The 13,392-nt window shown below is 28.1% G+C and carries 11 protein-coding genes; 8 read left to right on the plus strand and 3 right to left on the minus strand.

Features of this window, described 5'->3' with window-relative positions:
- Window positions 1-30: 30 nt before the first annotated feature.
- Window positions 31-855 carry an undecaprenyl-diphosphate phosphatase gene (locus JJC02_06325; protein ID UDN55789.1) on the minus strand — a complete coding sequence of 275 codons (825 nt, stop codon included), beginning with the start codon at window positions 853-855 and terminating at the stop codon, window positions 31-33.
- Between the two features lie 256 nt (window positions 856-1,111).
- On the opposite strand from JJC02_06325, the gene JJC02_06330 reads away from it, so the two are divergent.
- The 6 genes from JJC02_06330 to JJC02_06355 all read left to right on the plus strand — a co-directional run bounded on the left by JJC02_06330 (window position 1,112) and on the right by JJC02_06355 (window position 8,771).
- Window positions 1,112-2,020, plus strand: coding sequence for a tyrosine-type recombinase/integrase (locus JJC02_06330; GenBank protein UDN56386.1), 909 nt, complete (start codon window positions 1,112-1,114; stop codon window positions 2,018-2,020).
- A gap of 143 nt (window positions 2,021-2,163) precedes the next feature.
- Window positions 2,164-3,609 (plus strand): adenylosuccinate lyase, encoded by a 1,446-nt coding sequence (locus JJC02_06335; GenBank protein ID UDN55790.1) that lies wholly within the window; start codon window positions 2,164-2,166, stop codon window positions 3,607-3,609.
- Between the two features lie 310 nt (window positions 3,610-3,919).
- Window positions 3,920-4,372 (plus strand): MarR family transcriptional regulator, encoded by a 453-nt coding sequence (locus JJC02_06340; GenBank protein ID UDN55791.1) that lies wholly within the window; start codon window positions 3,920-3,922, stop codon window positions 4,370-4,372.
- Between the two features lie 418 nt (window positions 4,373-4,790).
- Window positions 4,791-6,368 (plus strand): PTS transporter subunit EIIC, encoded by a 1,578-nt coding sequence (locus JJC02_06345; GenBank protein ID UDN55792.1) that lies wholly within the window; start codon window positions 4,791-4,793, stop codon window positions 6,366-6,368.
- A 149-nt stretch (window positions 6,369-6,517) separates the two neighbouring features.
- On the plus strand, window positions 6,518-7,270 hold the full coding sequence (locus JJC02_06350) for a MurR/RpiR family transcriptional regulator (GenBank protein ID UDN55793.1): 753 nt from the start codon (window positions 6,518-6,520) through the stop codon (window positions 7,268-7,270).
- 139 nt (window positions 7,271-7,409) lie between these two features.
- The gene (locus tag JJC02_06355) at window positions 7,410-8,771 is read left to right on the plus strand and encodes a 6-phospho-alpha-glucosidase (GenBank protein UDN56387.1); all 1,362 of its coding nucleotides are present in this window, start codon (window positions 7,410-7,412) and stop codon (window positions 8,769-8,771) included.
- Window positions 8,772-8,873: 102 nt separating this feature from the next.
- Here the strand turns inward: JJC02_06355 and JJC02_06360 are convergent, their stop codons facing one another.
- On the minus strand, window positions 8,874-10,070 hold the full coding sequence (locus tag JJC02_06360) for a pyridoxal phosphate-dependent aminotransferase (protein ID UDN55794.1): 1,197 nt from the start codon (window positions 10,068-10,070) through the stop codon (window positions 8,874-8,876).
- Window positions 10,071-10,454: 384 nt separating this feature from the next.
- Between JJC02_06360 and galT the strand changes: the two genes are divergently transcribed.
- Both galT and xth read left to right on the plus strand, forming a co-directional pair.
- Window positions 10,455-11,405: a galactose-1-phosphate uridylyltransferase gene (gene galT, locus JJC02_06365; GenBank protein ID UDN55795.1), complete on the plus strand. Its 951-nt coding sequence runs from the start codon at window positions 10,455-10,457 to the stop codon at window positions 11,403-11,405.
- 121 nt (window positions 11,406-11,526) lie between these two features.
- Window positions 11,527-12,279, plus strand: coding sequence for an exodeoxyribonuclease III (xth, locus tag JJC02_06370; GenBank protein ID UDN55796.1), 753 nt, complete (start codon window positions 11,527-11,529; stop codon window positions 12,277-12,279).
- Window positions 12,280-12,369: 90 nt separating this feature from the next.
- Here the strand turns inward: xth and JJC02_06375 are convergent, their stop codons facing one another.
- A complete protein-coding gene (locus tag JJC02_06375; GenBank protein UDN55797.1) occupies window positions 12,370-13,146 on the minus strand; it encodes an exonuclease domain-containing protein in 777 nt (258 codons plus the stop codon).
- Window positions 13,147-13,392 lie beyond the last annotated feature (246 nt).

Genomic DNA, 13,392 nt, shown 5'->3' on the forward strand with positions numbered 1-13,392 from the left:
CCTTATCATTTGTTATTAAATTAGAATACATTATAATAGAAAGAAATAAGCAAGAACAACTATACCCAAGACTATTCTATAATAACCAAATACTTTGAAGTCATGTTTTTTGATATAGTCCATAAAAAATTTAATAACTACAATTGAAACAACAAATGCTACTACAGAACCAACGCCTAAAATAAGCCATTCAAATCCAGTAAATCCAAATCCAGCTTTTAGAAGTTTTAATGCACTAGCTCCAAGCATTGTAGGGATAGCTAGGAAGAATGAAAATTCTGCTGCTACATATCTAGAAGTACCAAGTAATACTGCACCTATTATAGTAGAACCAGACCTAGATGTACCTGGTATAAGAGCTAGACATTGGAATAATCCTATACAAAGAGCTAATTTATATGTAACTTGAGAAAAATCTTTATACTTAGGTCTTTTATTTCTCTTTTCAAGCCCTATCATTATTATACCATATACAATAAGAGCAATAGCAACTACTGTTGAATTAAAGAATACTCTGTCTATATCATCTTCAAACAGTATTCCAATAACTCCAGATGGTATAACTGCAATTATAACCTTAAGCCATAAACGAACTGTTTCTTTTTTCTGTTTAATATTTTTTGAACTATCAAAAGGATTTAACTTTCTAAAAAATATAACAAGTACAGCTAATATTGAACCAAATTGAATTACAACCAAAAATGTATTTATAAATGTATTTGAAAAATTCAATTTTATAAACTCATTAATTAATATCATATGCCCTGTACTACTTACTGGTAGCCATTCTGTGATTCCTTGAACTATGCCCAAAATGACTGCCTTAAAAACTTCAAGTAAACTAAATGTTTCCAAACTAAAATACCTCCAATACAAATTTATAGTAGCATATTCTATGCAGATATTAACAAAAAAATGCCACCTTTTACTAACTTATAATACCACAGTACTGTGTAGTGCACAATGGAAGAACGATATTTTCATAAAACCTTCATAATTTAACAAAATAAAGTTAAAAGCTATCTATTGAATAAGGGGTATATTTGAAGGGGAAATATATGGTATAGTAAAAGTATAACCATTTTATTTTATGAAAAGGAAAGGAGTTATTATGTATAGTACAAAAATACTAGATGATTATGAGTACGAAACCTTTAATGTTTTTTCTACAAAATTAAACCCAAACACAAAACACGATTATTTATCAAAGGTTATGTTATTTAAAGAGTTCTTAAAAGGGAAAGAATTAATTTATGCGACAAAAGAAGACTGTAAAAATTTTGTAGACTATATACAGACTAAATATGCGAAATCAACTTGTGAAAAGATATATAGTTATTTACATAGTTTTTATAACTTCTTAAAAAAAGAAGGATACATAGATATAAATCCATTTAGATATGTAGAAAAACCAACAGTAACAAGAATAAAAACAAAAGATGATGTTCTAAGTATACAAGAAATAAATAAACTTATAGGCATTTTACCAAAATTGAATATAAGAGATAGAGTAATAATAGTCTGTCTAGTTACTACTGGGTGCTTATTAAATGAATTAGTTAGCTTAAAGTGGAAAGACCTTATGGTAGATGAATATGATAACTCTTATGTAAGGTTAGGTAAGGGAAGAAAAGAAAGAGTAGTTAAATTACATCCGTACTTTTTTAAACTTTTAGAAGATTATAGGAATTATTCTGGACTTCCAGAGGTAATAATACCTAGTGATGACTTTATTTTTACAACTCAAAAAAGTAATTCTATAACAGATAGAAATGTCAGACTTATAGTCAAAAAAGCATTAGATTTAGCAGGACTTTCCCAATATTCAGCAAGAGACTTTAGACATTCATTTGCAGCAATAAGTTTAAGACTTGGCGCAGATGAGAGTGATGTGAAAAACCAGCTTGGGTGGAGTGATAAATACTATGCAATTAGATATAAGTATGTGTTAAATTTTGTTGATAGTGAAATAGTAGATTATCTGATTGAAAAAGAAAATTTAGATATAAATAAAAAATAGTAATAAATAAAAAATGATATATATAAATATGAACAAAAAGTAAAAAAGTCTTGTTATAGTTCGTAAAATTATATATAATTATTTATGTACTAATGTGTACACAGTAATCACACAACAAAAGACTTAAGGAAGGTGCTAATATAATGATAGATAATAAATATACTACTTATTCAAACCCACTTACAGACAGATATTGTAGCAAGGATATGAGTTATATATTTTCTCCACAATTTAAATTTTCTACATGGAGAAGATTATGGGTTGCCCTTGCAGAAGGTGAGCATGAGTTAGGAATCAATATAACTGAAGAACAATTAGATGAGCTAAGAGCTAATATAGATAATATAAATTTTGATGAAGCCAGAAAAATAGAAAAAGAAGTAAGACATGATGTAATGTCTCATGTAAAAGCTTATGGTTTACAATGTGAAAAAGCCAAAGGAATAATACATTTAGGAGCAACATCTGCATATGTTGGAGACAATACAGACGTTATACAAATGAATGAAGCTTTAAAACTTCTAAGAGTAAAGCTTGTAAATTTAATAAACAATTTAAAAGAGTTTGCACTTAAGTACAAGGATATGCCAGCTCTTGGATTTACACACTTCCAAGCTGCTCAACTTACAACAGTAGGAAAAAGAGCTTGTTTATGGGCTCAAGATTTAATCCTTGACTTGGAAGATTTAAATTATAGAATAGATAATATGAAGTTAAGAGGAGTTAAAGGAACTACTGGTACTCAAGCAAGTTTTTTAAGCTTATTTGAAGGAGACCATGAAAAAGTAAAAGAGTTAGATAAGAAAATTTGTAAAAAGATGGGATATAATTCTTCTTATGCAGTAAGTGGACAGACATATACTAGAAAGTTAGATTATCAAGTAATAAGCATACTATCAGGAATAGCTCAAAGTATGCACAAAATGACTAATGATATAAGACTTTTACAGAGTTTAAAAGAATTAGAAGAGCCATTTGAAAAAAATCAAATAGGTTCATCAGCAATGGCTTACAAGAGAAACCCAATGAGAAGTGAGAGAATAGCATCCTTATCTAAGTATATAATCTCTGAATCTATAAGCCCTGCAATGGTACAGGCTACTCAATGGTTAGAGAGAACATTAGATGATTCAGCTAATAAAAGATTGGCAATACCTCAAGCTTTTATGGCAGCGGACGCTATACTTGAAATAGGGATAAATGTAACTGATGGTTTAGTAGTATATGAAAATATGATAAATAAGCGTGTAAATGAAGAGCTTCCTTTTATGGCTACAGAAACAATACTTATGGAAGCTGTAAAAAGAGGTGGAGATAGACAGGAATTACATGAAATAATAAGAGAATATTCTATGAAAGCTGCTTATAGAGTAAAACATGAAGGTAAGGATAATAACTTAATTGAGCTTATAATGAATGATGATTCATTTAAAATGAGCAAAGAAGAAATATTATCTATAATGGACCCAAAAAACTTTATAGGTAGAGCTCCAGAACAAGTGGTAGAGTTTGTAAATGAAGTTGTAGAACCTGCTATAAAAGATTATAAAGAAGATTTAGGAAAAGTGGATGTAGATTTAAGGGTATAGAACTTTACAGATAAAATATAATTAAAAACGGCTATCTTATTTATAAATAAGATAGCCGTTTTAATGGGCTAGCGTCTGCTCTTCACCGCTGTGAAGAGTTCTTCTTTACTTACTATACCATGAATTCAATAAAATAGCTATATAAATAGTATTTAATAGGTACAATATAAGTAAAAATTAAAAAATGATAAGATTACTAATTAAATTTAAACATTCAGCAAAAACTATTGTACTTGCAATATTTTTAATGTAAACTGAAATAAAGTTATTTAGATAATTTAATAAATTTAAAAACAACCGAGGTGATTGTATGAACTATGTAGTAAAAGATACCATAAGTTTTTTAGTAAAAACATTTCCTAAGATTTATTCTAGCCTGTACTTAGAAGACCTAAAAAAATTTGCACCAGACTATAATGTAAATAAAACACAATTAAGAGCATTAGTTTTCATAAAAAATTATGGAGTAATAAGTATGACTGATTTATGCTCTAAGTTAAATATAGAAAAAGGCAGTTTAACTAGTATGGTTGATGATTTAACTGATAAGAAGTATGTAATAAGAAAAAGAGATTTAGTTGATAGAAGAAAATATCTAATTGATATTACTGAAGAGGGAGATAAGATAGCAACTGATTTTATGGATAAGTTGAGTGATGGTCTAGGAGAAAAGCTTTCTAAATTGACTGAAGAAGACAGAAGAAAATATCTAGAGGCAATAAATACTCTTCAATATATATTGAACAAAGAAGAATTTAGATAGAAAAAATACAAGAATTTTTACATTCAATAGTATTAAGATTAACTCTTTGTTACGCATTTAGCTATATAATTATAAATCTAAATACAATCTAAAAAGTACATCTTAAATTTTCTAGATGTACTTTTTTTATTTCTTATACTATTCTGTATTTGTTAATATTTATCCATGTCTATTTACGTAATTTATATTTTTTATATTCAATAATTTTATTTTCTAATCTCCATTTAAATTTTCTCCCTTTAAATTTCTATATTGTACAGCAGTATTATGTCTATATTTGAAAAAATTTACAGTTTTGAAAAAGTTACTATTTATGTAAAAATATTTTAAAGCAAATTATAAAGTTTCAAAAACAAAATAAAAATATATAATTATGACATAGAAAACGTTTTAAAAATTTAAAAATGGAGGGATAGAAATGAAACAAAAAATGAAAGGGTTCTTTTTGCAGTTAGGAAAATCATTTTTATTACCAATAGCATTAATATCTGCAGCAGGTATATTTTTAGGTATAAGTTCAGCATTTTCAAATCCTAATATAGTTAAGGATATACCTTTTTTAGCAAATAATTTTGTTCAAGGAATATTAGGTTTTACAAAAGCTATAACAGGAGTACTTTTTGGAAATTTAGCAATATTCTTTGCTATATCAATATCTGTTGGTCTTGCTAAAGAAGAAAAAGCAGTTTCTGCATTCTGTGGTTTTGTTGGTTATTTAGTATTACACACTAGTGTAAATTATATGTTAGGATGTAGAGGTATTCTTGCAGAACCTGACATGATGAGAGAAATGGGTCAAGCTGTAACCTTAGGTATACAAACACTAGAATTAGGGGTATTTGGTGGAATTGTAGTTGGTATAATAACAGCATCATTACATAATAAATACTATAATATAAAGTTACCAGACTATTTAGGTTTCTTTGGTGGAACTAGGTTCGTTCCAATAATAACAACGGTAGTATTCTCTATTTTGGGGGTAATAATACCATATGTATGGCCATATGTAAATACAATTATTCAAAGTATAGGTATTGGTATAGCTAGTTTGGGATATTTAGGAACATTTGTATTTGGATTTCTTGAAAGACTTTTAATACCATTTGGATTACATCATATATTAAATGCCATGTTTAGATTTACTGAGGTAGGAGGTTCTTTAGTTGTAGGGGGTCAAGAAGTATTTGGAGCATTGAATATATTCTTAGCTCAACTAAGTGACCCTGAAACAATCAGCTTTTCAACAGAAGCAACTAGATTTTTAGCTCAGGGGAAAATACCTATAATGGTTTTTGGTCTTCCTGCAGCAGCATATGCTATGTATAAAACTGCAAAACCTGAAAATAGGTCAAAGGTTAAAGGAATATTGCTAGCTGGTGCTTTAGCAACATTTGTAACAGGAATTACAGAACCATTGGAATTCTCATTCTTATTTATATCACCAATATTATTTGTTATACATGCATTTTTATCCGGTGTATCATTTATGATAATGCATATGTTTGGAGTAGCAATAGGAAATACTCAAGGTGGTATAATAGATTTGGTAGTATTTGGAATTATGCAACCTAATACAAAGTGGATTTATTCTATAATGCTTGGTTTAGTGTATACACTAGTTTATTATAATGTATTTAAAATTTTAATACTTAAATTTAACTTACAGACTCCAGGACGTGAAGAAATAGCAGATATAAATTCTGATTTAGAGCCTTTATCAAATAACATAGAAATGGCTCAAAACGGAGAAACCACTAAGAGAGCATTAGCTATAATTAAATATTTAGGAGGTAAGGACAATATAGAAGATATAACAAACTGTATAACTCGTTTAAGAGTAGTAGTTAAAGATATGAGTAAAGTAGATGAAAGTGCTTTTAAAAAATATACAGGTGCAATGGGGGTTATAAAAGTATCTGACAAAGATATCCAAATAATTTATGGACCATCTGTATCTCAAGTAAGAGATGAAGTTTCTTTTGCAATGTCTGTTTAAAGTAAAGATTAAAAAGGCAATACCAATTTATAATTTGTATTGCCTTTTTTGTAGTATAATAAACATAAGATAAATGCTGTATAGCGTATATTTATATAATGAAATATGACTGAGTTATTTAACTACAAATCACTATTATGGAGGTATAAATGAACTTAATAGACAAATTAGATATAAATCAAAAAAAATTATCTACAAATGAAATATCTCTCTTAAACTATTTCCTAAAAAATTCTGAAAAAATAAATCAAAAAAAGATTAAAGATATAGCAAACGAAACTTTTAATTCAACTGCATATATAGTAAGGTTCTGCCAGAAGCTCGGTTTCTCTGGATATAGTGAATTTAAAAACTTTTTAGTTTTTTCATATTCAAATAAAAATGAAAGAAATAAGGAGTTTGCTAAAAGTCAAAGCGATATTTTTACTGATATTATGGATACACAGAATTTAATAAATGAAGAGAATATAGATATGTGCTTATGTGAAATACATAATTCTAAGCATATATATTTTTTTGGTGTTGGCTCATCTAGATTAGTATGTACTGAAATGTCCCAACGATTTTCAGCTATAGGTGTAAATGTAAAATACTATGATGATTCAACTCTTATGTATTTGGCTGCATCAAATATTAATAAAGATGACCTTGTAATTGCTATATCTATGTCAGGAGAGACTGCTCAGGTTATTAAGGCATGTAATATAGCAAAAACAAATCAAGTTAAAATAATTTCTTTGACAAATATAAGTGTCAACTCATTATCAAATATAGCTGATATAAAATTATTTGTATCTTCTCCACAATATAATTTTAATAGTGTTAACTATACATCTAGAGTGCCAGCACTTTCTCTTATGGAATATATGTTTCATAAATACATTGAAAAATACAATAGATGAAAAAAGTTACAATTTTGAAAAAAATACTAAAATTGAACTATTTTTAACTATTACCTAAAAGTATTCATGTAGAAAACTTTATATATTATAATCATCTTACAAAGTTAGTTAATAAAAAACAGGGGTGATTAATATGACAATGAAAAAAAGATATAATATAGCGATAGTTGGAGGAGGTAGCACTTGGACTCCAGGACTTTTAAAGTCTTTATGTAAAATGAGTGATAGATTTCCTCTAGATAAGGTAACGATGTTAGATGTAGTAGAAGAGCGTCAAAGGTTAATAGGTGAATTTGGAAAGATATTATTTAAAGAAGAATATCCTAAAGCGATACTTGAATATACTACAAATCCAGATGAAGCATTTGTAGATGTAGATTTCGTATTTGTTCAAATGAGAACGGGTGGTCTTAAGATGAGAGAATTAGACGAACAAATTCCTCTACAATTTGGACTAGTTGGTCAAGAAACTTGTGGAGCTGGTGGATTTGCCTATGGATTAAGGTCTATAGGTGATATGATAGAAATGGTTAAAACTGTAAGGAAATACTCTCCTAAAGCATGGATTTTAAATTACACAAATCCTGCTGCTATTGTTGCAGAAGCATTGAAAAGGGTATTTCCAGATGATAAAAAATTACTTAATATGTGTGACCAACCAGTTAACTTATTAAGGTCTTATGGAAGATTACTAGATATGGACTCAAGAACATTTGAGCCTGTATACTTTGGATTAAATCACTTTGGATGGTTTACACATTTGTATGATAAAAATGGTGAAGATTTAGTACCTAAGATAAAAGCTTTAGTAGCAAATTCTGGCTTCCAACCTGTTGATGCAGAACAAAGAGATAAATCTTGGCTAGATACTTATGGAATGGTTAAAGATATGTTAGAAGATGTACCAGATTACTTGCCCAATACATATGTACAGTATTATCTATATCCTGATAAAAAGGTAGCTAAATCAGATATAAATTGTACTAGAGCAAGAGAAGTCATGAATGGAAGAGAAAAGCGTGTATTTGAAGAATGTAAATCTGTCATAGAAAAAGGAACATCTATAGGTTCTAATTTAGTGCATAATGATGCTCATGGAGAATTCATAGTTGAAGTTGCAGAAGCAATAGCTCATAACAAACACCAAATAGCTATAGTTATAACAGAAAACAATGGAGCTATCAATAATTTACCTGATGATGCAATGGTAGAAGTAGCTGCAATTCTTACCAAAAATGGACCTAGACCTTTACATGTAGGCAATATACCAACATTCTACAAGGGAATGTTAGAAGGTCAATTAGCTTATGAAAAGTTAGCAGTTGATGCGTACTTTGAACAATCTTATGAGAAAGCTCTTTTATCTTTAACATTAAATAGAACTATAATCTCTCCAACTAAGGCAAGACAAGTTTTAGATGCCTTAATTAAAGTAAATAAAGATTACTGGCCAACACTATATAAAGAAAATGAAAAAGAGTCAAGTCTAAGTTTTAATTAATGCGTTAATTAATATATTAATTAAGAAGTATCCCCTTTTCAAATAATATCTGAAAAGGGGATATTTTATATCATTAAATTTATATAAATTAATTTTAAAAAATTATTTGTGTAAAGCTACATATTGTTCTAAACCTTCTTTTAATAATGTAGCAGCTCTATGAAGGTCTTTTTCATTTAGGATGTAAGCCAATCTTATTTCATCACGTCCTAAACCTGGAGTAGCATAGAATCCTTCAGCAGGGCAAACCATAACTGTTTCATTGTCTTTGTTGAATTCTTTTAGCATCCAGATTGTGAAATCTTCTGCATTTTCAACTGGTAATTTAGCAACTATATAGAAAGCACCAGTTGGTTTTTTACATATAACACCTTCAACTTTCATTAATTCATTGTACAATACATCTCTTCTTTTTTTGTATTCTTCATTAACTTCTTTGAAGTAAGAAACAGGAGTTTTATATAATTCAACAGCTCCTATTTGCTCTAATGTAGGAACACAAAGTCTTCCTTGACATAATTTAAGTATTTGAGCGATAAGACCTTTATTTTTACAAGCGATAGAACCAATTCTAGCACCACAAGCACTGTATCTCTTAGAAACACTATCTATTATTATAACTCTATCTTGTACACCTTCTAAGTTACCACAGCTTGTGTACTCAAGCCCATCATAAACAAACTCCCTATAAACCTCATCTGCTATTATCCATAAATCTTTTTCTTTAGCTATTTCAGCTAGGATATTAAGTTCTTCTTTTGTATAAATTGCACCAGTTGGATTTCCTGGGTTAGAAAGAATTATAGCCTTAGTTTTATCATCTACTTTAGACAAGATTTCCTCTTTAGATGGAAGGTGGAAACCGTTTTCTGCTTTTGTTGTAACAGCATTAACTTCTACATTTACAGATTGACCAAACCCATTGTAGTTAGTATAGAATGGTTCTGGAACTAATAGATTGTCTCCTGGGTCACAAACTGCCATCATAGTGAAAAGTAAAGCTTCACTACCACCATTAGTTACTAATAATTCATCTTTTTCAAAATTCATATCGTAAGTTTTGTAGTAATTTTGAAGTGCTTCTAATAATTCTGGAATACCTTCTGATGTAGCATATTCTAAGACTTCGCTATCAAAGTTTTTAACAGCATCAAAAAAACCTTTAGGAGTTTTTATATCTGGTTGTCCTATGTTTAAGTGATATACTTTGATTCCTTTATCTTTTGCTGCCTGTGCAAATGGAACAAGTTTTCTGATTGGAGAGGCTTGCATTGCACGAACTCTGTTTGAATAATTCATTTTAATACCCCCTATTTAATTTAAATACGCATATTGTATTATGCAAATTGTATGTTTGAATACAAGACATCTTTACAAGATAATAATAACATACTTATGGGTAAAAATCATCAAAAAAAATTAATATAGTTTTAAAATAAACTTTTAACAAATTATAGTAAAATACCCGTATTTATGCCAATAAACTATGAATTCATAAATTAATTTATGGTAAGATAATATTCTGATACATGATAGTAATTTTCTAGTTATAATCTTTCAACTCTAGACAAAAATAGATAATAATAAATATGCAAAATTATAAAAAATATTATAAATTTATTTAACAGATACGATAAATATCATATAATTATATTAAAGGCTATTAACTAAGAGGTGTTAATTATGAAAGAATTAAGAATAGATCCAATTACCAATGATGTTGTTATATTTGCTACTGATAGGTTAAAAAGACCTTTAGATACAGCAGATATACCAAATGAAGATGAAGAAACTAATGAATATGATGAAGAATGTCCATTTTGCAAAGGAAATGAAACTTATGCAACTGATACATTATTTGAAATAGAAGGTGAAGAAGGATGGCTTGTAAAATCTATCTACAATAAATTTCCTATAATTGATGATATGGCAAGAGATGTATATGGTGTTCATGAAGTAATGATAGAGAGTGATAAACATAATCGTAGTTTTTATAACATGAGTCAAAAAGAATTTGAAGATGTTTTTTTTATGTATAGAAATAGATTTAGAGATTTGTCGAAAGATGATAAAATAGAGTATGTTAGTATTTTCAAAAACTTCTTGAGAAAGGCAGGGGCATCTTTGATGCATCCACATGCTCAAATATTGTCTATGTCTTTTATTCCCCCTGAAATTACAAATGAGTTGCTAGTTTCAAAAGAGTATTATGATAGCAATAAAAGTTCTTTATATGATGATTTAATAGAAAATGAAATAAATTTAAATAGAAGAGTTATTTATAATGGAGAAGCTTTTTTGGTACTTATACCATATGCAACTAAGTATAGTGGAGAAGTAAGAATAATACTTAAAGATAAGATAAAGTTTGGCGAGTTAAATGACGATAATATAAAGGAACTTTCTACAATATTTGAAAGGTTGTTTAAGAAACTATATAATATCAATGGATATATGCCATTTAACTTATGTATTCACACTCATCCAACAAAGATTGAAACAAAATCGTATTTTAATGTTCATATGCACATAATTCCAAGAAAATATAATTTTGGAGGATTTGAACTTGGAACGAACATGTATGTTTCTTCAATGAGCCCTGAAGAGTTAACAAAAAAATTAAAAATTGATTAAAACATGTATTTTTAGGTATTAAGTAAATAGTAATTTTTAGATAAAATTATAGTATGGTACTATTAAAATAAAATCAAATGAAGAATAACAATAAATTTACTGTTTAGGTGAGGAGTATAGTATGAGATTTATATCATGGAATGTCAATGGAATAAGAGCTTGTGTTGGGAAAGGATTTTTGGACTTTTTCAAAGAAATTGATGCAGATGTATTCTGCTTACAAGAAACTAAATTACAAGAAGGGCAAATAGAGTTAGATTTGCCAGGTTATTTTCAATATTGGAATTATGCTGAGAGAAAGGGTTATTCAGGTACTGCTATATTTACAAAAAAAGAACCTTTAAAAGTAATGTATGGAATAAATATAGAAGAACATGATAAAGAAGGTAGAGTTATAACTTTAGAGTTTGAAGATTTTTATTTTGTTACAGTATATACACCAAATTCTCAAACTGAACTAAAAAGATTAGAATATAGAACTAGATGGGAAGACGACTTTATAGACTATTTAATTGAATTAGACAATCATAAGCCTGTGATTGTGTGTGGAGATATGAATGTTGCACATACAGAAATAGATTTAAAAAATCCTAAAAATAATATGAAAAATGCAGGTTTTACTAAAGAAGAAAGAGAGAAGTTCTCTAAATTATTAGATAGTGGGTTTATAGACACATATAGATATTTTAATCCCGATAAAGAAGGAGTCTATAGTTGGTGGTCATATAGATTTAATGCAAGAAAAAATAATGCAGGGTGGAGAATAGATTATTTTTGTGCATCTAAAAAGCTAGAAGATAGATTGATAAGTGCAGATATACACACTGAAGTATTGGGTTCAGACCATTGTCCAGTTGAACTGGAGATAAAATAAAGATTAATCAGGATAAAAATTGGGCTGTAGATATAAATTTAAAGCTAAATATTTTTTAATCTACATGCCTATTTTTAACCTAAATCAACCTTATTTATTTTTTATTTGCTTAGCATTTTCTAATGTAAATTGATTCGTTTTTCCCATGTTATAAGCTAAGTTAACGATTTTTTTTTCGTCTTTAGTCAATTCACGATTTAAAATTTTCCTAAACTCGTCAAATAACTTATCATAGTCAACTCTTTTTTTATTAGAATATCTTATAGTTTTAGGTTTGATGCTCGTATAAAGATATATATCTGGCACTATACTCGGATTGTATATCTTAATAAAAACTTTAGCAGTATAATATGCATCATTTAAGGCATTGTGATAAGACATTTTTTCATCAAGTTCCAATATAGAAATAGCATTTTGTAATCCAATACTTTTTCCTGCTGGATTATTGAAGTATTTAGATGCATGTTGTTGTATATTAATATAAGACTTAGGTAATGAATTTGATGGTAGTTTATGGTAATTGATATTCCTGTATAATTCCTTTAAATCTCCTGCTCCCCAGACACATAAGATAGGGTCTTGGGATGATATAAATTTTATGAAATTGTTGTAAACTTCTGGGAAGATAGGTGAATTATTAAAATCAGAATCTTTAATATTAGTCATACGACTAATAAAGGGATGTATTTCTTTATAAATTGTAGGTTTCACATAACTATTAAACGTATCTATTATATTAAATTTAGAATCCAATTTAATTGCTCCTATTTGTATAATTTCAAAAGGACACTTTTCATTGGATGCAGTCTTATTGAGTTTTTTATCAAATCCTTGATTAAATTCCAAATCGAAAATTATGTATTCCATAAAGTTTATCTCCTAAATTTTTTTATTATTGCTGTTATTTATAGATTATATTATAAACAAAATAAAATTTTCAAATAAAAATACTTTTATTTTAGTATACCCCATATTTATAAAAATGTTAAACTATTGTATGTATAATATTTTTTCCAATAAAAAATATTGCGAACTTTTTGTACTTGATATATAATAATATAAATAAAAACACGAATAAAACACGAATGATTTGCAAGGAAAATTCATAAATGT

The organism is Clostridioides sp. ES-S-0054-01 (genome assembly GCA_021561035.1).
GTDB lineage: Bacteria > Bacillota > Clostridia > Peptostreptococcales > Peptostreptococcaceae > Clostridioides.